We start from the raw sequence: 21,461 nt of genomic DNA, 5'->3' as shown, positions 1-21,461 counted from the left end.
CAGAGTTATTCGACAATTTACTTGTCGGCGGCGATGCGCACCTTGATCATCCGGTCGGGATCGGTGACCGTGCCGTTGTCCGCCTGGTCGCCCTTCTTGATGTGATCCACCAGTTCCATGCCGCTGACGACATTGCCGACGATCGTGTACTGGCCATCGAGGGGCGGTGCCGGAGCGAACATGATGAAGAACTGCGAATTGGCCGAATTGGGGTCCTGCGAGCGGGCCATACCGACCACGCCGCGCTTATAATGTTCGGTCTGTGAGAATTCGGCGGGCAGGTCGGGCAGGTCGGAACCGCCGGTGCCAACGGCCTCGGCGCTGAAACCCTTTTTCATATTGCCGAACTTGACGTCGCCGGTCTGCGCCATGAAGCCGTCGATGACGCGGTGGAAGGCGACGTTGTCATAGGCGCCTTGGCGCACCAGCTTCTTGATCTGCTCGACATGCTTTGGCGCCAGATCGGGCCTCAGCGCAATGGTGACGTCGCCGTCCTTCAGCGTGATGATCATTGTGTTTTCCGGGTCGGCGGCGAAAGCCGAGACCGACGCAGCCACAAGACCGGCGAGCACGACAAGGAACGAGGCTAGCTTTTTCAGCTGCATGGTTTTCTCCGAAAACTTACTTCTTGAACTTGGCTGTGAGCGCGCCGGCAACCGCCGCCGGCACGAAGGGGCGAATGTCGCCGCCCATCGAGGCAATCTGGCGGACAAGTGTGGCGGTAATGGTGCGTACCGAAGGACTGGCGGGCAGAAAAACCGTCTGCAGTTCAGGCGCCATGGTCTCGTTCATGCCGGCCATCTGCATCTCATAGTCGAGGTCGGTGCCGTCGCGCAGGCCGCGGATCATGATCGAGGCGCCGTGCTTCCTGGCGGCGTCGATGACCAGCCCGTCGAAGGCGACGATCTTGATGCGGGCACCATCGCTGCCGAATTCCGTCTTCGTCGCCGTCTCGATCAGCTTCACCCGCTCCTCGAAGGAAAACAGCGGCTGCTTGCCCGGATGGATGCCGATCGCCGCATAAACGATATCGGCCACGGCCAGCGAGGCCTTCAGCACATCGAGATGGCCGTTGGTCAGCGGGTCGAAGGAGCCGGCATAGAGGGCGATGCGTTCAGTCATGGCTGGTGCTTCTAATGCATGATCCCAAAAAGTGGAAACCGGTTTTTGCGGACAAACGGTTTTTCGTTTGTCCTAGAGATCATGCTCAAATGAAAGCTAGAGCCTGTTCCATCTTCCGTCCATCAAGATGGAACAGGCTCTAGCGAGCCTCTCTCGCAAAGGCAAATCCGATCGGCGCGCCGGCCATGAACCTTTTCCGGCACATGAACGACAGATGAACACGCTGATCACGAAGCCTTCACGCAGCGTTCACTAAGGTTGCACCTTAATAAGATGAAACCAAAATCCCATCTATCCGTTGTTAGGCGCAGGAGAACACGCACATGCTGATCTACATGCTCGCCACCGCAATGACCGTCGCCATGCTGATCGCCACCGTCTTTGGGCTGCATCACGAGGCACAACGCATCCGCGTCAAGGCAAACACCAAGCGCTTCGAAGGCTTCGGCCTGCGCAAGCCATATCGTCACTACTGATAAAGCCTGATTTGCTGCTGCGCCGGCCAACTGGCCGGCGTTGCCATGTCAAAACCTGGGTGCCGGACTTAGTCCGTACCCTCCGGACCGGCGTCAGGCGCCGGAGCGGCATCGGGACCGCCCTCGACCGTCTCGTCGCTTTCTTCGTCCGCTTGCGGTTCCGATATCCGCTCGACCGAAACCACCTTTTCACCTTCAGCCGTGTTGAAGATGGTCACGCCCTTGGTGGCGCGGCTGGCGAAACGGATGCCGTTGACCGGCACCCGGATGACGGTGCCGCCGTCCGACACCAGCATGATCTGGTCGTCATTGCCGACCGGGAACGTCGCCACCAGCCTGCCAATCTCGGCTGCCTTCGACACGTCGGTGGCGCGGATGCCTTTGCCGCCGCGTCCAGTCAGCCGGAAATCATAAGACGACGAACGCTTGCCGTAGCCGAACTCGGTCACCGTCAGCACGTATTGTTCGTGCGCCTTGAGCTCTTCGTATCGGCTTTCGGAAAGCTCCGTCTCCTCGCCGATCTCCTCATTGGTCAGCGCGATCTCTTCCTCTTCGCCGGCCGTTTCTGTGGCAAGACGCCGCTCCGCCGCCGCGCGCTTCAGGTAAGCGGCGCGTTCCGCCGGCGAAGCATCGACATGCTCTATCACCGACATCGAGATGATGCGGTCGGTCTCGGCCATGGTTATGCCACGCACGCCGACCGAATTGCGGCTCTGGAAGACGCGCACGTCGCCGACGGAGAAGCGTATGCACTGGCCGGAACTGGCGGTCAGCAGCACGTCGTCCTTGTCGGTGCAGGTCTCGACGCCGAGGATCTCGTCGCCTGCTTCCTCCAGCTTCATGGCGATCTTGCCATTGCGGTTGACCTGGACGAAGTCGGATAGATCGTTGCGGCGCACGGTGCCACGTGTGGTGGCGAACATCACGTAGAGTTCGCTCCAGCTGGCCTCGTCCTCGGGCAGCGGCATGATGGTGGTGATGCGCTCGCCCTGCTCCAGCGGCAGCATGTTGATCAGCGCCTTGCCGCGTGATTGCGGATTGCCGATCGGCAGCCGCCAGACCTTTTCCTTATAGACGATGCCGCGCGAGGAAAAGAACAGCACCGGTGTATGGGTGTTGGCGACGAACAGCCGGGTGACGAAATCCTCTTCCTTGGTCGACATGCCGGAGCGGCCCTTGCCGCCGCGGCGCTGCGCCCGGTAGAGCGACAGCGGCACGCGCTTGATGTAGCCGGAATGGCTCACCGTCACGACCATGTCCTCGCGCTGGATCAGATCCTCGTCTTCCATGTCCGAACCGCCGTCGGTGAGTTCGGTGCGGCGCGGCGTGCCGAACTCGTCGCGCACGGCGGCAAGCTCGTCCTTGACGATCTTCTGGACACGCGCTCGGGACGACAAAATGTCCAGATAATCAATGATTTCAGCGCCGATCGTGTTCAACTCGTCGGCGATCTCGTCGCGGCCGAGCGCGGTCAGGCGCTGCAGGCGCAGTTCGAGGATGGCGCGCGCCTGTTCCTCTGACAGATTGTAGGTGCCGTCTTCATTGATCCGATGACGCGGGTCATCGATCAGGAGGATCAGAGATTCCACGTCGCCAGAGGGCCAGCGCCGCTCCATCAACTGCTCACGCGCTGTCTGCGGATCCGGAGCGGTGCGGATCAGTTTGATGATCTCGTCGATATTGGCGACGGCGATGGCGAGACCGACCAGCACATGGGCGCGGTCGCGCGCCTTGCGCAGCAGGAATTTTGTCCGCCTTGTGATCACCTCCTCGCGGAAGGCGACGAACGCCTTCAGCATATCGGTCAGGTTCATCACTTCCGGTTTGCCGCCATTCAGTGCCACCATATTGGCGCCGAAAGAGGTCTGCAGCGGCGTGAAGCGATAGAGCTGGTTGAGGATGACGTCGGCAACGGCGTCGCGCTTCAACTCGATGACGACGCGGTAGCCCTGGCGGTCGCTCTCGTCGCGGATATCGGAAATGCCCTCGATACGCTTGTCGCGCACCAGTTCAGCCATCTTCTCGATCATCGACGATTTGTTCACCTGGTAGGGAACTTCGGTGATGATGATCGACTCGCGGTCATTGCCGCGCTGTTCGATGTTGACCTTGCCGCGCATGACGATGGAGCCACGGCCGGTCGAATAGGCGTTGTAGATGCCCGAACGGCCAAGCACGATGCCGCCGGTCGGGAAATCCGGTCCCGGAATGATCTCCATCAACGCCGGCAGGTCGATCGCCGGATTGTCGATTAGGGCAATGGCGCCGTTGCAGATTTCGCTGAGATTGTGCGGCGGGATGTTGGTCGCCATGCCGACGGCGATGCCGCCCGAGCCGTTGACCAAAAGGTTGGGAAACCGTGCCGGCAGAACCTTCGGTTCGCTGCCCGACGCGTCATAAGTGTCCTGGAAATCGACGGTATCCTTGTCGATATCCTCCAGGAGCTCGTGCGCGACCTTGGTCAGGCGCGCTTCCGTGTAGCGCATCGCCGCAGGCGGATCGCCGTCGATCGAGCCGAAATTGCCCTGCCCGTCGATCAACGGAACGCGCAGCGACCAGTCCTGTGCCATGCGCACCAAGGCATCATAGATGGAGGCGTCGCCATGCGGATGGTATTTACCCATCACGTCGGCGACAGGACGCGCCGACTTCACATATTTGCGGTTCCAGTGGTAACCGCTCTCATGGGCGGCGAAGAGAATGCGGCGATGCACCGGCTTGAGGCCGTCGCGCACGTCCGGCAGCGCACGGCTGACGATGACGCTCATGGCGTAATCGAGATAGGAGCGCTGCATCTCCTCGACGATGGATATCGGCTCGATGCCGGTGGGGCCGCCGTCGGCGCCGCGCGGTGTCTTCTGGTCGGTCAAATCGGATCACAATCTAATCAGGAATCACTTGGTGCTTATATAGGAAGCAAGGCTGAAACTCCAACATTCCCAGCACTTTTCCAGTGTCATTTTTGGTGGTAATTTCAAATGGATACCACTGATTGCGACGATATGGCCAAGGCGGTTTCGCCGCCATCGACGCAAAAGCCTGCAATGGACGTTTTCCCCGAGCAAAAGCCACGAGCGCGATGGATTGGACCCTGTGGCTGCCCTTGCGAGCACCTGAGCCGATTCACGAGACGCGAAGGCCCATAGCGCCACGGCGGGCGCGATACTTACCGGGCGTTTCGCCCATGACACGACGAAACCGGCGGTTGAAGGTCGACAGGTCGTTGAAGCCGGCCCCGAAGGCGATCGCCGAGACCGCATCATCCGACATCTGCAGCCGCACCGCTGCCCTGTGCAGCCGCGTCTTGAGCAAGAACTGATAGGGCGTCATGCCCGCGACCTGCCGGAAGATGCGCAGGAAATGGTAAGGACTGGTCGCAGTCTCATCCGCAAGCGCTGAAAGCGAGACCGGCCCGTCGGCATCCAACTCTATCCGCCGCACCGCTTCGGCCACCCGTTTCTGATCGCGGCGGCTCGGCGCGCGCCTGACATGCGTGGCTCCGGTGGCAATCGTCGCGGCGGCACCGGCCATGCGCAGGGAAAGTTCCTCGAAGGCATCCATGTCAGCAGTCTCGCGCGCGGCTTCCGCCTCGGCCAGCAGTGGCGCCAGCACCGGCAAAGGCGGCAGGCGCGGCGTGGCGAAGGCCAGCTTCCTGGCGCCCGGCACGCCGGCCACGACCCGCTCCATGTAAGACGGTCCGAAATGAAACGACAGGCAACGGTCGCCGCCGCCATGCTCATGCCCGCATTCGTAGCATGTGCCGGGATTGCCGAGCAGGAGCGCGCCGGGCGCCAGCATCGCCGTGCCTTGTTGCGCACGGTAGCGGAACGTGCCGCTGGTGACGGCAGCCACGCAGAAATCCTGATGTGCTTCCTCGAACGGCCGGTCGCCGGCACCGGCCGTGCAGATGACATCCGTCACGTGCCAGCCAGGTCCGGAGGCGAGAATATGTGTGGTCGCTGTCATGGCCGAAATATAGCAATTTTTCCCAAGCCCAGAACCCCTTCACCGCCTACCCTTCCCGGTCTCCTGACAAGAAGAGGCCACAACCATGTTCGATCAATCCTCGTTTGCCGAAGCCCTGCATAGCCCCGGACCGATCGAAGGGCTTGCCGAAAAACTGAGCCTTTACGGCCGCTTCGTCGGCGCCTGGACTTTCAACGCCTCGCGCCATCTCGAGGACGGTACGGTGCTGACCGGGCGTGGCGAGGTGCATTTCGGCTGGGTGCTGGAAGGCCGGGCGATTCAGGACGTGTGGATCCTGCCCGCGCGGGACACTGGTTCCCAGCCTTCGCTCGGCAAATGGACTTTTTATGGCACGACGCTGCGCGTCTATGATCCCGGCGCGGATGCCTGGCACATCTTCTGGAGCGATCCGCGCAACCAGTATTACAGCCGCCAGCTCGGTCGCGCCGAGGGCGACACGATCATGCAAGTGGGCGCCGACGGCACCGGCAGTTCAGTACGCTGGAGCTTTTCACGCATCACCGAAAACTCCTTCCGATGGCTGGGCGAACGCTCGCAAGACAATGGCGCGACATGGCGGCTGGAAGTCGAGTTCCTGGCGCGCCGAGAGGTTTGATCGCCGAGGAATGCAGCAGCAGCCCAGAATAAAAGCGTCGCGATCCTTTGCGCCGGCATCAACCACTTTCCCGCTGACAGTTCCCACCGACCGGGCTTTGCTCTACCAATATTCTGTCCGGGCACGGCCCGGCGGGAGGGTCAGAGATGCCGAGTTTCGACAGCCTGTTCAACGCCTTCGTCACCATTCTCGTGACCATCGATCCGCCTGGCCTGGCGCCGCTGTTCCTGGCCGTAACGCGCGGCATGAACCGCGAGGAGCGCCAGCAGGTTTCCGTCCGTGCCTCGATCATCGGCTTCCTGGTGATGGCGTTGTTTGCAGTTGCCGGCGCATCGATCCTGTCGGTGTTCGGCATAACGTTGCCGGCCTTCCGCGTCGCCGGCGGTTTCCTGCTGTTCTTCATCGCCTTCGAGATGGTGTTCGAGCGCCGGCAGGACCGTAAGGAGAAGATCGGCGACGTCGCCATCACCAAGGACATGATCCACAACATCGCCGCCTTCCCGCTGGCGATCCCGCTGATCGCCGGCCCCGGCGCGATTTCGGCGACGGTGCTGCTTTCCAGTTCATTTCAGGGATTTGCCGCGCAGGCAGCCCTGGTCGGCATCATCTTCGTCTGCCTCGCCATCACCTATCTGGTGTTCGTGCTGTCGGAACGCATCGACCGCATCCTCGGCCAGACTGGTCGTTCGATCCTGACCCGGCTGCTTGGCGTCATCCTGGCGGCACTGGCCGTGCAATTCGTGGCCGACGGCATCAAGGCGCTGATGGCGGGGTAACGCGACGAGCTGCCGCCGAAGCCGGCCCTATTTCACCGTCGTGTCGATCACTTCGAAATCGTGGGTAATCGTCGCGGTCTTGGCCAGCATCGCAGACGCCGAGCAATATTTTTCGATCGAAAGGTCGATCGCGCGTTTCACCTTGTCGCTGGAGAGTGCCCTGCCCTTGACGACGAAATGCATATGGATGCGTGTAAAAACCCTGGGCTCGGTTTCGGCCCGGTCGGAGTCGAGTTCGACGACGCAGTCCTCGACCGCCTCGCGGCCTTTTTCGAGGATATGCACGACATCATAGGCCGAACAGCCACCGGTGCCGATCAGCACCAGCTCCATCGGGCTTGGACCCGGCGTCTTGCCTTCCGATCCGTGCGCTGTTCCGAGCACGACCTTGTGACCGCTGCCGGATTCCCCGACGAAGGTGCGCTCCTCGACCCACTTTACGCGTGCTTTCACCGAACTCGTCCTTTCACCGTATTTCCTTGATCGGCCCGGTCAGCCTCAATCACGATGCAAAACCCCGAAAGTCCATGAATGACTCTCGGGGCACTGTGTCTGACATAACTGTTGCGATCAGAACGGGATTTCGTCATCCAATTCGCGCGACGAACCGCCACCGCCGCCGCTCTTGGTACCGCCGCCGCCGCGATTGAAGCCTTCGCTCGGGCTGGACTGACCGAAATCGGAACCACGGCTGCTGCCGCCACCGGTATAGCCGCCGACCTGACCGCCCTCGCCCTGTCCGCGTGCGTCGAGCATCTGCAGCTCACCGCGGAATTTCTGCAGCACGACTTCCGTCGTGTACTTGTCGGCACCGGTCTGGTCCTGCCATTTGCGCGTCTGCAACTGGCCCTCGACATAGACCTTCATGCCCTTCTTCAGATACTGCTCCGCCACCTTGGCGATGCCCTCATTGAAGATGACGACGTTGTGCCACTCGGTTTTTTCCTTGCGTTCGCCGGAATTCTTGTCGCGCCAGCTTTCCGATGTGGCGATGCGGATGTTGACGACCGGTTCACCCGAATTCAGGCGACGGATTTCGGGATCCGCGCCGAGATTGCCGACCAGAATGACCTTGTTGACGCTACCCGCCATGATATTTCTCCGCGCTCATCCGAAACAAATTTTTGTCGCAGCACCTTACAGGCTGCAGGCGATCGCCGCTTGCCATGGCTGCCTTTACCCACAAGGTTTTTGTTCCCTTTTCGTTCTTATCCGCATCGCTGCTTATTGTCAAGGAATGGCAGCAATGCCGAAGCCGCTCATATGGGTTTGAAAAGACCGCTTGCCAAATCAATAAGTATTCACTTATGCTTTTGGCATGATCGAAGCAGAGATTTTCCGGGCACTGGCCGACCCGACGCGCCGCGCCGTCTTTGAGCGGCTGGCCGCCGGCGAGATGAGCGTGTCGGAATTGCGCACCGGGATGACGGTGTCGCAGCCCGCGGTGTCGCAGCATCTGGCGGTGCTGCGTGGGGCCGGGCTGGTGGTCGAGCGGCGAGCCGGCCGCAACGCCTATTACCGCGCCGATCCGCAGGGGCTCGCCCCCTTGCTCTCCTGGATCGAACGCTACCGGACCTTCTGGCCGGAGCGCATCGAAAGGCTGAAGGCGGTTTTGAAGGACATGGATCAATGAAGAAGGCGGGATCAACGACCAACGCGGGCCAAAGCGACGCCGCGGATGCGCTCGAGTTCGAGTACGAGCTTGCCGAGCCGCCGGAAAAGGTCTGGCGGGCCCTGACCGTACCGGAATTGCTCGCCGCCTGGATGATGCCGAACGACATCAGACCCGAGATGGGCAACCGTTTTGCCTTCGCCGGAACGGGCGCGTCGATCGAATGCGAAATCCTCGACGCCGATCCCGAGAAGCTGCTGCGCTATTCCTGGCGGGAGCAGCCGGGCGACGCAGCCAGGCAGGATCCGCTCGACAGCACCGTCACCTTCACACTTGCCCGAACCGTTTCCGGCGGCACGCATCTGCGTGTCGTCCATGACGGCTTTGCCCGCAAGGCCATGCCTGCCGTCGCCATGGCAGGCGCCGGCTGCCGGCTTTCGCTCGATGCAAACAGGTCACCTAAGCCAATCGCCGCAAACACGCCTCGCCTCCTGCTGCGCGCGGCCTGAAAACAAACAGACGGAGAGAGACAATGAGCGGTGTTGCCAATCTGGTTCCGATGGTGATCGAGCAATCGAGCCGCGGCGAACGCGCCTTCGACATCTTTTCACGACTGCTGCGCGAGCGCATCGTCTTCATCAACGGTGAGATCAACGACGACATCTCGGCGTTGGTCTGCGCGCAGCTTCTGTCGCTGGAATCGGACAATCCCGACAAGGAGATCTCGCTCTACATCAACTCGCCGGGCGGCGTGGTCACCAGCGGCTTCGCCATCTACGACACAATGCAATACATCAGCTGCCCGGTGTCGACCGTATGCATGGGCTTTGCCGCATCGATGGGCTCGTTCCTGCTGATGGCAGGCACACCGGGGCGCCGAATTTCCCTGCCGAACGCCACCATCCTGCTGCACCAGCCGCTGGGCGGCTTCCAGGGCCAGGCCTCCGACATCCAGCGCCATGCCGAGCGCATCGGCCGGACGAAACGGCACATGGCCGAACTCTACGCGCAGCATTGCGGCCGCAGCTATGAAGAGGTCGAGCGCACGCTGGACCGCGACCACTTCATGACCGCCCGCGAGGCCCAGGCATGGGGCATCGTCGACCATGTTTTCGACACGCGAAAAAAGGCGGCGTGAGCCAGGGCCGGATCGGAGTACGTCCGGCTGTCGAAGATTTGACGATGCCGGTCTGGTTCCATCGGCGGCGCGCCACTATAGTCTTGGGATGACCGACACTCATCAGTCCAGATCATTGCACCGCGTCATCGCCGTTATAGCGCTCGCCATTGCGGGCCTCACCAGCGGCGCGGCACTTGCCGAAGACAGTTCGCCGTCAACGCAAAAAGGCGCCCTGCCCGGCGTAACCGGTGACTACCGCATCGCCAAGCCGGCTCCGGAGTCCGACGACGCGTTTCCCGGCAACGGCAACGGCCAGTTCAAGATCGGCGATACGGATGTCAGGATTTCCGGCAGCATCACCGTCGATGTCGGCGCCGGCTCGATCGGGCCGCCGCGCCACTGACAGTCTGTCGGCGCGTGCTGCGTTGCGCCAAACAGACAATCCGCACATGAAAACGGCCCCGCCGTGCTTTGCGCAAACGGACGGGGCCTTTTTGGATCTCAAATCCAATCTCTACCGGGAGTGTACTGCCGGCATTTGATTTCGGATGCAACGCGGCGTTCAACCGACGATCCGACTAACAGTCTCTGATTTTTACGGGGATATGGCAGGTCACGGTTTGTCGGGTGGCGAAAACGCTAAACCCTGGCACTTATGCCTGCCGCCGCTCCAGTAACAACTGGAACCCTATGGGACGATCCGGTGGCGTCATAGCTCCGCTCCTTTGTCCATTGCGACGTTGTCGTCACGAAGCACAAATCGCAAATGCCTGCGGCGTCTCGCAGGCCGCCTTTGGGCGGCGAGGCCATCGAAAGACGGCCGTCTTCGTTGACTGCTGGAGACTGCTCCCGTCAGCTGGTGGCGTCAACCATCAATAGCCGGTTACCGAAAAATGTGATCGCCGGAAGGTTACGTGCAGGTCAGCTTTTGCACAGCTTTGTCAGGAGCGTGTTCGGCCTTTGTTCTTTCCGCTTGCCCGTTCACGCGAAAGACGGTTAAACGCTTTGGTCGGGAATTGTGGCGTCTCTCGACGTGGCGGCAAAACTACCTACATAGGGGATGGCCGGGAAAACCCGCCATTCCAGGAAATTCCAGATTCTGAGGCGGCGACCGGCTATGGCCGACCATAAATATCTTTCCATTCGCGGGGCGCGCGAACACAATCTGAAGAATGTCGATCTCGACTTGCCGCGTGACAGCCTGATTGTCATGACCGGCCTGTCGGGGTCCGGCAAGTCATCGCTTGCCTTCGACACGATCTATGCCGAAGGCCAGCGCCGCTACGTCGAAAGCCTGTCGGCCTACGCGCGGCAATTCCTTGAGATGATGCAGAAGCCTGACGTCGACCAGATCGACGGCCTGTCGCCCGCCATCTCCATCGAGCAGAAGACCACCTCGAAGAACCCGCGTTCGACCGTCGGCACCGTCACCGAGATCTACGACTATATGCGGCTGCTTTTTGCGCGCGTCGGCATCCCCTATTCGCCGGCCACCGGCCTGCCGATCGAGAGCCAGACGGTTTCGCAGATGGTCGACCGCGTGCTGGCGGTCGAGGAAGGCACGCGGCTGTTCATCCTGGCGCCGATGGTGCGCGGCCGCAAAGGCGAATACCGCAAGGAATTGCTGGAGTTGCAAAAAAAGGGCTTTCAGCGCGTCAAGGTCGATGGCGTCTTCTACGAAATCGCCGACGTGCCGGCGCTGGACAAGAAGTACAAGCATGACCTCGACGTCGTCGTCGACCGCATCGTCGTGCGCGGCGATCTGGCGACGCGGCTTGCCGATTCCATCGAGACCGCCCTGAAGCTGGCCGATGGGCTGGCGGTCGCCGAATTCGCCGACAAGCCGCTCGATGCCAGCCAGACCGGCGAGGATTCGGTCAACAAGTCGAAGAACGAGACGCATGAGCGCATCCTGTTCTCGGAAAAGTTCGCTTGCCCGGTCTCCGGCTTCACCATTCCGGAAATCGAACCGCGGCTGTTCTCGTTCAACAACCCGTTCGGCGCCTGCCCGACCTGCGACGGTCTCGGCAGCCAGCGCGCCATCGACGGCAATCTGATCGTGCCGGACGAGAACATCTCGCTGCGCGACGGCGCCGTCAGCCCGTGGGCGAAGTCGACCTCGCCCTATTACGCGCAGACGCTGGAAGCGCTGGGCAAGGCTTATGGCTTCAAGCTTGGCGACAAGTTCAAGGATTTGTCCGAAGAGGCCAAGGAAGCCATCCTGCACGGCACGGGCGAGCGCGAAATCACCTTCCAGTATGATGACGGCCTGCGCTCCTACAAGACCACCAAGACCTTTGAAGGCGTCATTCCCAATCTCGAGCGGCGCTGGAAAGAGACCGAATCCGCCTGGATGCGCGAAGAAATCGAGCGCTTCATGTCGGCGACGCCCTGCCCGGTCTGCAAGGGCTATCGGCTGAAGCCCGAGTCGCTGGCGGTGAAAATCGCCGGCAAGCACATCGGCGAAGTCACCGAGCTTTCCATCCGCAAGGCCGACCAGTGGTTCACCGACCTGCCAGCGTCGCTCAACGACAAGCAGAACGAGATCGCGGTGCGCGTGCTCAAGGAAATCCGCGAACGGCTGCGCTTCCTCAACGATGTCGGGCTCGACTATCTGACGCTGTCGCGCAATTCCGGCACGCTGTCGGGCGGCGAAAGCCAGCGCATCCGGCTGGCGTCGCAGATCGGCTCCGGTCTCACCGGCGTGCTCTATGTGCTGGATGAGCCATCGATCGGCCTGCACCAGCGCGACAATGCCCGCCTGCTTGATACGCTGAAGCACCTGCGCGACATCGGCAACACGGTGATCGTCGTCGAGCATGACGAGGACGCCATCCTGCATGCCGACTATGTCGTCGACATGGGCCCGGCCGCCGGCATCCATGGCGGCGAGATCATCGCCCAGGGCACGCCGCAGCAGGTGATGGCCAATCCCAATTCGATCACCGGCAAATACCTGTCGGGCGCGCTCGAAGTGGCGACGCCCGGCGTGCGACGTGAAGCGAAGAAGAACCGCCGCCTGAAGATCGTCGGCGCGCGCGGCAACAATCTGAAGAACGTCACCGCCGAAATACCGCTCGGCACCTTCACCGCCGTCACCGGCGTGTCCGGCGGCGGCAAGTCGACCTTCCTGATCGAGACGCTGTTCAAGGCTGCCTCGCGCCGCATCATGGGCTCGCGCGAACATCCGGCCGACCACGACCGCATCGAGGGCCTCGAATTCCTCGACAAGGTCATCGACATCGACCAGTCGCCGATCGGTCGCACGCCGCGTTCGAATCCCGCCACCTATACCGGCGCCTTCACGCCGATCCGCGACTGGTTCGCTGGCCTGCCCGAAGCCAAGGCGCGCGGCTACCAGCCGGGACGCTTCTCCTTCAACGTCAAGGGCGGCCGCTGCGAGGCCTGCCAGGGCGACGGCGTCATCAAGATCGAGATGCACTTTTTGCCCGACGTCTACGTCACCTGCGACGTCTGCCACGGCAAGCGCTACAACAGAGAGACGCTCGATGTCGTGTTCAAGGGCAAGTCGATCGCCGACGTGCTCGACATGACGGTCGAGGAAGGCGTCGACTTCTTCGCCGCCGTGCCCGGCGTGCGCGACAAGCTCGAAACGCTGAAGCAGGTCGGCCTCGGCTACATCCACATCGGCCAGCAGGCGACGACGCTGTCCGGCGGCGAGGCGCAGCGCATCAAGCTCGCCAAGGAACTGTCGCGCAAGGCAACTGGCAAGACGCTCTATATCCTCGACGAGCCGACCACCGGGCTGCATTTCCACGACGTCGCCAAGCTGTTGGAAGTGCTGCATGAACTGGTCGACCAGGGCAACACGGTGGTGGTCATCGAGCACAATCTCGAAGTGATCAAGACCGCCGACTGGGTGCTCGACCTCGGCCCCGAAGGCGGCGACGGCGGCGGCGAACTGGTTGCCTCCGGCACGCCGGAAGCAATCGTGCGCGAGAAGCGCAGCTACACCGGCCAGTTCCTCAAGGAGCTTCTGGAGCGGCGCCCCGGAGGCAAGCGCGAAGCGGCGGAGTGATCGGACCGGTTGGCGCCTGGAGAGCTTTTGAATGAAAATCAGAAGAGCGCTTGCCGGTGATCTCCAAACTGTCGTCTCGCTGACGGAAGCGGCCTATGCGCCTTACACTGCACTGTTAGGCGCACCGCCGATCCCAGTCACCGAAGACTATACGCCGCGCATCGCGCGCGGCGAGGTGTGGGTGTTGGAAAGCGGCAGCGAAATTGCCGGAGTACTCACACTGGAACGGCACGACGATCACGCGATGATCTTCTCCGTCGCGGTCTCTCCTGAATTTCAGGGCAAAGGCTTCGGTATTGCGTTGCTCAAACACGCGGACGAACAGACGCGGCTGTGGCGCTTGCCCGAGGTGCGGCTTTACACCAACGCCAGGATGGAGCGGAACATCGCGCTCTATCTGGCCTACGGTTTCCACGAAACGGGTCGCCGGCCCAATCCCTACCGGCCGGGATGGGTGCTCGTCGACATGGCAAAGTCGTCGATGAGACCACCGCGGCCTGATTTTTTCAGCACTGGGAGGATGACAATGAGCACATCGGGAACAATCCGCGCCGGCATGGGCGGCTGGACCTTCGAGCCCTGGGATACGTCCTTCTATCCCGACAAGCTTCCCAAGGCCAAGCAGCTGAACTACGCCACTCGCCAGGTGCCGAGCATCGAGGTCAACGGCACTTACTATTCCAGCTTCAAGGAGCCGACCTTCGTTAAATGGGCCAACGAGGCGCCGGACGGTTTCGTGTACTCGCTAAAGGGCAACCGCTTCGTCACCAACCGGCGCGTGCTCGGCGAGGCCGGCGAATCGATGATGCGCTTCCTCGGCTCGGGTGTTGCCGCGCTCGGTGAAAAGCTCGGGCCGATCCTGTGGCAGTTCGCGCCGACCAAGAAATTCGATCCGGACGATTTCGAAGCCTTTTTGAAACTGCTGCCGGAAAAGCAGGACGGCGTTGGGCTGCGCCATGCGCTCGAAGTCCGCAACGACAGTTTTGTCGTGCCGGAATTCGCAGCACTTGCCCGAAAATACAAGGCCGCGATCGTTTACGCCGACCATGCCAAATATCCCGACATCGCCGATGTCACCGGTGATTTCGTCTACGCCCGGCTGCAGACCGGCAGCGATGACAATCCCGACTGCTACACGCCGAAAGGCCTCGATGAATGGGCCGCGCGGGTAAAGATTTGGGCGCAAGGCAAGCAGCCGGCCGACCTGCGGCGCGCCGACCCCGCCACCGATGCGCCGGTCAAGCCGCGCGACGTGTTCGTCTACTTCATCACCGAGGGCAAGGTGCGCGCGCCGTTCGGCGCCATGGCACTGATGAAGCGAGTGGACCAGGGTCAGCCGGTGCCCTGACGCAGCGGAATCATGGCATCTTCGCTACCGTCGTAACCTTATCGATACCTCCTTGCTACATGAATCCAGCCGAACCAGTCGCAGATTTGGGCCGCCGCGGGCAAGGACGAGGGGCATGTCGCTCGACTACACTTCACTTCTGCTGGCTGTCGGTTTTTCCGCTGCCTGCCTGAGCCTGACATTGTTTGGCATGTGGCTGACCGCTCGCTCGGAGAAATTCCTGCTGACATGGGCGATCAGTCTGGTGTTCGTGGTCGGCGATATTTTTGTCTATGACGCCTATATCGATATGCCCGGGCGCCTGCTCGGCATCGCCACGCTGGCTTTCCTCCTGCTCGGTTTCTCGACAATGCTGGGCGCGGCCTACCAGTTCAGAACCGGCGGCTCGCCAGTGCCGCGAACGGTGCTTGGCAGCGCCATTTCGCTGGCCGTGACGTTGCCTCCGATGGCTCTAGGCTATGACGGGCTGGGCTTCATGTTCGAAAATGCCTTCGCCGCCTTGCTTCTGTTCGCAACGGCGGTCGAATACTGGAAAGGCCGCGACGAAGCCCCTGCCCTGACGATCGGTATCACCGCGCTCTATTCCGCCACGGCCGCATCCTTCGCTCTCTGCGCCATGGTTCTAGCCTTGGATGGAAAGCTGGTCCTTGGACATGCGCCAAGCAACTGGGCCGAGGAACTGAGCCTCATCATCGTCATCGCCAGCATGACCGGGATCGGGGCGCTTTCCCTGGCCCTGAACCAGGGACGTCTGGCCCGGCATCACCGCCACAATGCCCTGACCGACCCGCTGACCGGCCTGCTCAACCGCCGCGCCCTGTTCGACCTGCACGGCGATGCGCCGGTCGGCGCCTTCACGGCGGTGGTCGTCTTCGATCTCGACAACTTCAAGGCCGTCAACGACGAATTCGGCCACGCCGCCGGCGATGAGGTGCTGAAGGTGTTCGCACGGGAACTCGCCGGCAATCTCCGCCCGGGCGACGTCGCCGCGCGCATGGGCGGCGAGGAATTCGCGCTGGTGCTGAAGCGGACCTTGCCCGAAACGGTGGAGGCCACCGCCGAGGCCATACGGACAGCTTTTGCCGCGCACCGCATCGAAACCGAGACAGGCTCGCTGATATGCACGGTCAGTGCCGGATTTGCTTTCGGCACCAAGGAAGGTCTCGGCTTCGACAAGGTGCTCAATACCGCCGACAAGGCGCTCTACGACGCCAAGCGCGGTGGCCGCAACCGCGTCACCGCCTCTCCGTTCAGGCGCGCAGGCTGATCGCGCATCTGTGGCAGCCACGATCACGATGAGCGGTGCGACTTCCAGAGCATTTCACCGTTTCAAGGAAACGGCGAGCTGCTCTAACCCTGATGCAATTGTCCAGGGAAAGCGCTTCGCACTTTTCCCAGAATTGCTCTACGCCGCCATCACGATTTCATTGAATGCATCCAGGTCGACATAGAAGACCTTGGTGATCTCCTCGATCAGGTCGTCATGGCCGTAGCCTTGGGACTTCAAGATGTTGATGGCAGTGATGATATCGACGCGCTCGGTAAGCCGCCGCTTCTGGTAGTCCTCGACGTAACGTTCCATGGCTGTCCCTTAGCCTGTGTGCCCAAACGCGTTGAACGACAAAGATCGCAGGAGAGAAGCTAGGAAGCCTTGCTTGCGTGAGACTTGCCGGTGATAGCCGCGGCTCGATCTGCGATAAACCAGACTGGTACGGAAGCGGCCGACTCACAAAAGCCTAGGAAAAGACTAGCACGCAGTTGCCGATGCACCAGAGACGCTGATGCAGGGCCGGAGAAATATTGGACTTGGCAAGGACTTCGGATCGTCAACTGAAGTGCGGCGGCGATTCTACACCGTCAGGAACTTCCGGACATCGGCACGGTCCAGATCTTCCGCCGGACCGGTATGGACGATCACGCCCCGGTCCATGATGTTGACCTCGTCGGCGAGTTCGCGGCAGAAATCGAGATATTGTTCGACCAAAAGCACGGCGATGCCGGCTTGGTCGCGCAGGTAGCGGATGGCGCGGCCGATGTCCTTGATGATCGACGGCTGGATGCCTTCGGTCGGCTCGTCGAGCACCAGCAGCTTCGGCCGCATCACCAATGCCCTGCCGATGGCGAGCTGCTGCTGCTGGCCGCCGGAAAGATCGCCACCGCGACGGCCGAGCATCTGCTTCAGCACCGGGAACAATTCGAAGACATGTGCAGGAATGTTGCGGTCGGCCCGTTTCAGCGGCGCAAAGCCTGATTCCAGGTTCTCCCGCACGGTGAGCAGCGGAAAGACCTCCCTGCCCTGCGGTACGAATGCGATGCCCGACCGGGCGCGGTCATACGCCGCGCTCCGGTCGAGCGCCTTCCCCTCGAAGGCAACGCTTCCGCTCGTCAGCCGGTGATGGCCGACGATCGATCTCATCAAACTGGTCTTGCCGACGCCGTTGCGGCCGAGCACGCAGGTGATCTTGCCGGCGCCCGCCTTCAGCGACACGCCGCGCAGCGCCTGGGCGGCGCCGTAGTGCAGCGTGGCATTGGAAACTTCGAGCATGTCAGCGCCTTTTCCACAACCGCAGGAACGACAGATCGAAGTGATGGAATTGCACCCGCCAGACCATGCTCATCTCCCCAGATAGACTTCGACGACACGCTCGTCGGCCGACACGAAATCGAGTGTGCCCTCACTCAGCACCGAGCCCTCATGCAGGCAGGTGACCTTGACGCCGAGCTCGCGCACGAAATGCATGTCGTGCTCGACGACGATGACCGAATGGTCGCGGGCAATATCCTTGAGCAGCCGCGCGGTTTCCTCGGTCTCGGCATCGGTCATGCCGGCGACCGGTTCGTCGACCAGAAGCAGTTTCGGGTCCTGCGCCAAGAGCATGCCGATCTCGAGCCACTGCTTTTGCCCATGGCTCAGATTGGCCGCTAGTTCGTCACGCTTGTCGCCAAGCCGGATGATGCCGAGGATGTCATCGATCTGCCGCGTCTCGGCGGCCGAGCGGCGATGGAACAGCGCCGGGAAGATCGAGCGCGGCCCCTTCAGCGCCAGCATCAGGTTTTCCTCGATCGTGTGGCTTTCGAACACGGTCGGCTTCTGAAACTTGCGGCCGATGCCCATCATGGCGATCTCGGCCTCATCATGCTTGGTCAGATCGACCTGGCCGTCGAAGAACACGTCGCCTTCGTCGGGCCGCGTCTTGCCGGTGACGATGTCCATCATCGTCGTCTTGCCGGCGCCGTTGGGGCCGATGATGGCGCGCATCTCACCCTTGTCGAGCACCAGCGACAGATTGTTGATGGCGCGAAAGCCGTCGAAGGAGACCGAGACGCCGTCGAGATAAAGGATCGTGTTCGACTTTGACATGGTCGCTCACTCCGCCGGCTGCGGTTCGGGGTTGTTGGCAGACCAGTCGCCGGGCTTTCTCGCCTCGCTACGAACGATTTTCGCCGGCGGCGGGACGTCGGCATCGGTGCCGGCTTCCTCGGCAATCGAAGCTGCCCGCAACGCCTTGGCGTTGCCGCGCCAGCTGTCCCACATGCCGATGATGCCCTTGGGCAGCAAGAGCGTCACGGCGACGAACAGCCCACCCAAGGCAAACAGCCAGAATTCCGGCAGCACGCCGGTGAACCAGGATTTGCCGGCATTGACCAGCAACGCACCGATGATCGGTCCGACAATGGTGCCGCGCCCGCCGACGGCGGCCCAAACAACGACCTCGATCGAATTGGCCGGCTCGAATTCACCCGGATTGATGATGCCGACCTGCGGCACGTAGAGCGCGCCGGCTATGCCGGCCATGACGGCCGAGACGGTGAAGGCGAACAGTTTTACGTTCTCCGCCCGCCAGCCGAGGAAGCGCGTGCGGCTCTCGGCATCGCGCACAGCCATCAAGAGCTTGCCGTATTTGGAGCCGACGATCGCCCAGGTGACGAAGACGGCAAGTGCCAGCATCACGGCGCTGGCCGCGAACAGCGCCGAACGCGTCGCGTCGGCCTGCACGTTGAAGCCCAGAATATCCTTGAAATCGGTCAGGCCGTTGTTGCCGCCGAACCCCATGTCGTTGCGAAAAAAGGCAAGCAGCAGCGCGTACGTCATCGCCTGGGTGATGATCGAGAGATAAACGCCGGTGACGCGGCTGCGGAAGGCGAACCAGCCGAAGACGAAAGCCAGCAGGCCAGGCACCGCCAGCACCATGAGGCCGGCGAACCAGAAATGGTCGAAGCCATACCAGAACCACGGCAATTCCTTGTAGTTCAGGAACACCATGAAGTCGGGCAAGATGGGGTTGCCGTAGACGCCGCGCGAGCCGATCTGGCGCATCAGATACATGCCCATCGCATAGCCGCCGAGCGCGAAGAAGGCGCCGTGGCCAAGCGAAAGGATGCCGCAATAGCCCCAGACAAGATCGAGCGCCAAGGCGAGCAGTGCATAACAGAGATATTTGCCGGTCAGCGCGACAATGTAGGATGGGATGTAGAAGGCGCTGGCAGGAGACACCGCAAGGTTGAGCAGCGGCACGATGACGGCCACCGCCAGCAGGATGAAGATCGTGATGGCGATGCGGCGGTCCGCGCCGGCGGCAAAGAAGCGTCCCGTGATCATGCTTCCACCGCCCTGCCCTTGAGCGCGAACAGGCCGCGCGGGCGCTTCTGTATGAACAGGATGATCAGCACCAGCACGACGATCTTGCCGAGCACCGCGCCCGCATAGGGCTCGAGGAACTTGTTGACGATGCCAAGCGAGAAGGCGCCGACCAGCGTGCCCCACAGATTGCCGACGCCGCCGAAGACGACGACCATGAAGCTGTCGATGATGTAGCCGCGACCGAGATTGGGCGAGACATTGTCGATCTGGCTGAGCGCGACACCGGCAATGCCTGCAATGCCGGAGCCGAGCGCGAAAGTCAGCGCGTCTACCCATGGCGTCCTGATGCCCATCGAGGCGGCCATGCGCCGGTTGGCGGTGACGGCGCGCATCTGAAGGCCCCAGGGCGTGCGCTTCATCACGTAGAGCAGGATGCCGAAGACAGCGAGCGCGAAAACCAGGATCCACAGGCGGTTCCAGGTGATCGCCAACTGTCCGACATTGAACGAGCCCGACATCCACGAGGGGTTGCCCACCTCCTGGTTGGTCGGCCCGAAGATCGAACGCACGGCCTGTTGCAGGATCAGCGAGACGCCCCATGTCGCCAGCAGCGTTTCAAGCGGCCGGCCATAGAGGAAACGGATGACGCCGCGCTCGATGATCAGGCCGACTAGGGCCGCGACGAGGAAAGCCAGCGGCAGCGCAATAACCAGCGACCAGTCGAACAGGCCGGGAAAGGAGGTGCGGATCACCTGCTGGACGACGAAGGTCGTGTAGGCGCCGAGCATGACCATCTCGCCATGCGCCATGTTGATGACGCCCATGACGCCGAAGGTGATGGCAAGGCCGATTGCCGCCAGCAGCAGCACCGAGCCCAGCGAGATGCCGTACCAGATGTTCTGCCCGGCATCCCAGAAGGCCAGCGTCGAATTGATGTTGGCGATTGCGGTCGCCGCCGCTTGCTTGACCGCATCGGTGGAATTCGCCTCGACCGAGGTGAGCAGGGAAACCGCATCTCGGTCGCCACGCGCGCCGATCAGAGCAATTGCAGCGAGCTTGTCGGCTTCAGGCCGGTCGGAGACCAGAACGGAGGCGGCACGAGCCTGTTCGAGCAGCGCCTTGACGCTTGCCACGCTCTCACTGGCGATTGCCGTGTCGAGCGGTCCGATGTTTGCGGCGTCGGGCGTCTTGAACATGGTGTCGGCGGCGGCAACGCGCACGGCCGGATCCTTGGCGCCAAGCGTCAGCGTGCCCAACGCATCGCGGATGACGCGACGCAGCGTATTGTTGACCTTGACCTTGGTGATGCCGTCCTTGGCCGCCTCGCCCGATGCCTCGCCGCTCAACGGGTCGGAAAGCTGGACGCTTTCGCCCGCTTCCTTGCCGACAAACACCAGGGAATCGGCCTTGCGGACATAGAGGTTGCCGTCGGCAAGTGCCGCAAGCGGCCGCTCTACAGCCGGATCGCCGGCGGCCGCCAGTTCGTGGACGACGGCTCCGATCTCGGAAAAGCCCTTGGCCGCGGCGAATTTGGCGATGATGCCGCGCAGATCGGCTTCGCCGGCGCCGGAGGACGACAGTGTCGCCAGCAGGAACAACAGCATCAAACCAATCGTACGAAACAGGTTCATCGGTCTCTGGTAACCCTTGAAGGTTGAAGTGGGCGTGGGGGGGGGGGGGGGGGGCGGCCGGGCCCCCCCCCCCCCGCGCCCGCGCGCGGCGGGGGCCGGGCGGGGGGGGAGCCGCGGCGGGGGCCGGCCCCCCCCCCGCGCGGCGGGACGCCGCCGCCCGGCCCCGCCCCCAC

Annotated in this window: 21 protein-coding genes and 1 pseudogene; 11 read left to right on the top strand and 11 right to left on the bottom strand. The window is 62.2% G+C overall.

Going from position 1 to position 21,461, the window contains the following annotated elements:
• Window positions 1-17: 17 nt before the first annotated feature.
• On the bottom strand, window positions 18-512 hold the full coding sequence (locus NKI69_RS30120; protein ID WP_245273275.1) for a peptidylprolyl isomerase: 495 nt from the start codon (window positions 510-512) through the stop codon (window positions 18-20).
• Between the two features lie 109 nt (window positions 513-621).
• Window positions 622-1,122 (bottom strand): pantetheine-phosphate adenylyltransferase, encoded by a 501-nt coding sequence (gene coaD / locus NKI69_RS30115; protein ID WP_352723116.1) that lies wholly within the window; start codon window positions 1,120-1,122, stop codon window positions 622-624.
• A gap of 323 nt (window positions 1,123-1,445) precedes the next feature.
• On the opposite strand from coaD, the gene NKI69_RS30110 reads away from it, so the two are divergent.
• Window positions 1,446-1,598: a hypothetical protein gene (locus tag NKI69_RS30110; RefSeq protein ID WP_023812994.1), complete on the top strand. Its 153-nt coding sequence runs from the start codon at window positions 1,446-1,448 to the stop codon at window positions 1,596-1,598.
• 68 nt (window positions 1,599-1,666) lie between these two features.
• Here the strand turns inward: NKI69_RS30110 and gyrA are convergent, their stop codons facing one another.
• On the bottom strand, window positions 1,667-4,468 hold the full coding sequence (gene gyrA, locus NKI69_RS30105; RefSeq protein WP_023812995.1) for a DNA gyrase subunit A: 2,802 nt from the start codon (window positions 4,466-4,468) through the stop codon (window positions 1,667-1,669).
• A 253-nt stretch (window positions 4,469-4,721) separates the two neighbouring features.
• Window positions 4,722-5,564, bottom strand: coding sequence for a helix-turn-helix transcriptional regulator (locus NKI69_RS30100; RefSeq protein ID WP_023812996.1), 843 nt, complete (start codon window positions 5,562-5,564; stop codon window positions 4,722-4,724).
• 85 nt (window positions 5,565-5,649) lie between these two features.
• Between NKI69_RS30100 and NKI69_RS30095 the strand changes: the two genes are divergently transcribed.
• Together NKI69_RS30095 and NKI69_RS30090 are read left to right on the top strand one after the other, a co-directional pair.
• On the top strand, window positions 5,650-6,180 hold the full coding sequence (locus NKI69_RS30095) for a hypothetical protein (protein WP_023812997.1): 531 nt from the start codon (window positions 5,650-5,652) through the stop codon (window positions 6,178-6,180).
• A 146-nt stretch (window positions 6,181-6,326) separates the two neighbouring features.
• Complete coding sequence (locus tag NKI69_RS30090) at window positions 6,327-6,956, top strand: MarC family protein (protein ID WP_023736559.1); 630 nt, start codon at window positions 6,327-6,329, stop codon at window positions 6,954-6,956.
• Window positions 6,957-6,983: 27 nt separating this feature from the next.
• On the opposite strand, the gene NKI69_RS30085 is transcribed toward NKI69_RS30090, so the two are convergent.
• Both NKI69_RS30085 and NKI69_RS30080 read right to left on the bottom strand, forming a co-directional pair.
• A complete protein-coding gene (locus NKI69_RS30085) occupies window positions 6,984-7,409 on the bottom strand; it encodes an OsmC family protein (RefSeq protein WP_023812998.1) in 426 nt (141 codons plus the stop codon).
• 117 nt (window positions 7,410-7,526) lie between these two features.
• Window positions 7,527-8,048 (bottom strand): single-stranded DNA-binding protein, encoded by a 522-nt coding sequence (locus tag NKI69_RS30080; protein ID WP_023812999.1) that lies wholly within the window; start codon window positions 8,046-8,048, stop codon window positions 7,527-7,529.
• Window positions 8,049-8,274: 226 nt separating this feature from the next.
• Here NKI69_RS30080 and NKI69_RS30075 point away from each other — a divergent pair, with 226 nt between their 5' ends.
• From NKI69_RS30075 to NKI69_RS30040, 8 genes and pseudogenes are all read left to right on the top strand, one after another.
• Window positions 8,275-8,589 carry an ArsR/SmtB family transcription factor gene (locus NKI69_RS30075; protein ID WP_013531836.1) on the top strand — a complete coding sequence of 105 codons (315 nt, stop codon included), beginning with the start codon at window positions 8,275-8,277 and terminating at the stop codon, window positions 8,587-8,589.
• On the top strand, window positions 8,586-9,077 hold the full coding sequence (locus tag NKI69_RS30070) for an SRPBCC family protein (RefSeq protein ID WP_023813000.1): 492 nt from the start codon (window positions 8,586-8,588) through the stop codon (window positions 9,075-9,077). Before NKI69_RS30075 ends, NKI69_RS30070 begins: the two co-directional genes overlap by 4 nt.
• A gap of 23 nt (window positions 9,078-9,100) precedes the next feature.
• Complete coding sequence (locus NKI69_RS30065; protein ID WP_352723114.1) at window positions 9,101-9,706, top strand: ATP-dependent Clp protease proteolytic subunit; 606 nt, start codon at window positions 9,101-9,103, stop codon at window positions 9,704-9,706.
• An 88-nt stretch (window positions 9,707-9,794) separates the two neighbouring features.
• Complete coding sequence (locus tag NKI69_RS30060) at window positions 9,795-10,091, top strand: hypothetical protein (RefSeq protein ID WP_352553034.1); 297 nt, start codon at window positions 9,795-9,797, stop codon at window positions 10,089-10,091.
• A gap of 714 nt (window positions 10,092-10,805) precedes the next feature.
• The gene (gene uvrA, locus NKI69_RS30055; RefSeq protein ID WP_352553032.1) at window positions 10,806-13,727 is read left to right on the top strand and encodes an excinuclease ABC subunit UvrA; all 2,922 of its coding nucleotides are present in this window, start codon (window positions 10,806-10,808) and stop codon (window positions 13,725-13,727) included.
• 31 nt (window positions 13,728-13,758) lie between these two features.
• Window positions 13,759-14,193 (top strand): annotated as a pseudogene (locus NKI69_RS30050) (GNAT family N-acetyltransferase); the annotation flags it as partial.
• Window positions 14,194-14,253: 60 nt separating this feature from the next.
• Window positions 14,254-15,075, top strand: a complete 822-nt coding sequence (locus NKI69_RS30045; protein ID WP_023813004.1) for a DUF72 domain-containing protein — start codon at window positions 14,254-14,256, stop codon at window positions 15,073-15,075.
• A gap of 115 nt (window positions 15,076-15,190) precedes the next feature.
• On the top strand, window positions 15,191-16,342 hold the full coding sequence (locus NKI69_RS30040; RefSeq protein ID WP_023813005.1) for a GGDEF domain-containing protein: 1,152 nt from the start codon (window positions 15,191-15,193) through the stop codon (window positions 16,340-16,342).
• A 138-nt stretch (window positions 16,343-16,480) separates the two neighbouring features.
• Here NKI69_RS30040 and NKI69_RS30035 read toward each other — a convergent pair whose 3' ends face one another.
• The 5 genes from NKI69_RS30035 to urtB form a co-directional block, all read right to left on the bottom strand.
• The gene (locus NKI69_RS30035; protein WP_023759335.1) at window positions 16,481-16,657 is read right to left on the bottom strand and encodes a hypothetical protein; all 177 of its coding nucleotides are present in this window, start codon (window positions 16,655-16,657) and stop codon (window positions 16,481-16,483) included.
• 267 nt (window positions 16,658-16,924) lie between these two features.
• A complete protein-coding gene (urtE, locus tag NKI69_RS30030) occupies window positions 16,925-17,620 on the bottom strand; it encodes an urea ABC transporter ATP-binding subunit UrtE (protein ID WP_023813006.1) in 696 nt (231 codons plus the stop codon).
• A gap of 69 nt (window positions 17,621-17,689) precedes the next feature.
• Window positions 17,690-18,436 carry an urea ABC transporter ATP-binding protein UrtD gene (gene urtD, locus NKI69_RS30025; RefSeq protein WP_023813007.1) on the bottom strand — a complete coding sequence of 249 codons (747 nt, stop codon included), beginning with the start codon at window positions 18,434-18,436 and terminating at the stop codon, window positions 17,690-17,692.
• A 6-nt stretch (window positions 18,437-18,442) separates the two neighbouring features.
• On the bottom strand, window positions 18,443-19,675 hold the full coding sequence (gene urtC, locus NKI69_RS30020; RefSeq protein ID WP_352723113.1) for an urea ABC transporter permease subunit UrtC: 1,233 nt from the start codon (window positions 19,673-19,675) through the stop codon (window positions 18,443-18,445).
• Window positions 19,672-21,288, bottom strand: coding sequence for an urea ABC transporter permease subunit UrtB (gene urtB / locus NKI69_RS30015; RefSeq protein ID WP_352723112.1), 1,617 nt, complete (start codon window positions 21,286-21,288; stop codon window positions 19,672-19,674). Before urtB ends, urtC begins: the two co-directional genes overlap by 4 nt.
• Window positions 21,289-21,461: the final 173 nt, after the last annotated feature.

The sequence above is a fragment of the Mesorhizobium sp. M0491 genome (assembly GCF_040321265.1).
Classification (GTDB): Bacteria; Pseudomonadota; Alphaproteobacteria; order Rhizobiales; family Rhizobiaceae; genus Mesorhizobium.
The sequence above is the reverse complement of the archived record's forward strand: the minus strand, read 5'-3'. Positions and strand labels throughout refer to the sequence as shown.

Bases quoted from the DNA above. Each gene is read 5' to 3' on its own strand.
- NKI69_RS30120 (WP_245273275.1), bottom strand. From the start codon at position 512: ATGATCATCACGCTGAAGGACGGCGACGTCACCATTGCGCTGAGGCCC.
- coaD (WP_352723116.1), bottom strand. From the start codon at position 1,122: ATGACTGAACGCATCGCCCTCTATGCCGGCTCCTTCGACCCGCTGACC.
- NKI69_RS30110 (WP_023812994.1), top strand. From the start codon at position 1,446: ATGCTGATCTACATGCTCGCCACCGCAATGACCGTCGCCATGCTGATC.
- NKI69_RS30100 (WP_023812996.1), bottom strand. From the start codon at position 5,564: ATGACAGCGACCACACATATTCTCGCCTCCGGACCTGGCTGGCACGTG.
- NKI69_RS30095 (WP_023812997.1), top strand. From the start codon at position 5,650: ATGTTCGATCAATCCTCGTTTGCCGAAGCCCTGCATAGCCCCGGACCG.
- NKI69_RS30090 (WP_023736559.1), top strand. From the start codon at position 6,327: ATGCCGAGTTTCGACAGCCTGTTCAACGCCTTCGTCACCATTCTCGTG.
- NKI69_RS30080 (WP_023812999.1), bottom strand. From the start codon at position 8,048: ATGGCGGGTAGCGTCAACAAGGTCATTCTGGTCGGCAATCTCGGCGCG.
- NKI69_RS30075 (WP_013531836.1), top strand. From the start codon at position 8,275: ATGATCGAAGCAGAGATTTTCCGGGCACTGGCCGACCCGACGCGCCGC.
- NKI69_RS30070 (WP_023813000.1), top strand. From the start codon at position 8,586: ATGAAGAAGGCGGGATCAACGACCAACGCGGGCCAAAGCGACGCCGCG.
- NKI69_RS30065 (WP_352723114.1), top strand. From the start codon at position 9,101: ATGAGCGGTGTTGCCAATCTGGTTCCGATGGTGATCGAGCAATCGAGC.
- NKI69_RS30060 (WP_352553034.1), top strand. From the start codon at position 9,795: ATGACCGACACTCATCAGTCCAGATCATTGCACCGCGTCATCGCCGTT.
- uvrA (WP_352553032.1), top strand. From the start codon at position 10,806: ATGGCCGACCATAAATATCTTTCCATTCGCGGGGCGCGCGAACACAAT.
- NKI69_RS30045 (WP_023813004.1), top strand. From the start codon at position 14,254: ATGAGCACATCGGGAACAATCCGCGCCGGCATGGGCGGCTGGACCTTC.
- NKI69_RS30040 (WP_023813005.1), top strand. From the start codon at position 15,191: ATGTCGCTCGACTACACTTCACTTCTGCTGGCTGTCGGTTTTTCCGCT.
- NKI69_RS30035 (WP_023759335.1), bottom strand. From the start codon at position 16,657: ATGGAACGTTACGTCGAGGACTACCAGAAGCGGCGGCTTACCGAGCGC.
- urtE (WP_023813006.1), bottom strand. From the start codon at position 17,620: ATGCTCGAAGTTTCCAATGCCACGCTGCACTACGGCGCCGCCCAGGCG.
- urtD (WP_023813007.1), bottom strand. From the start codon at position 18,436: ATGTCAAAGTCGAACACGATCCTTTATCTCGACGGCGTCTCGGTCTCC.
- urtC (WP_352723113.1), bottom strand. From the start codon at position 19,675: ATGATCACGGGACGCTTCTTTGCCGCCGGCGCGGACCGCCGCATCGCC.
- urtB (WP_352723112.1), bottom strand. From the start codon at position 21,288: ATGAACCTGTTTCGTACGATTGGTTTGATGCTGTTGTTCCTGCTGGCG.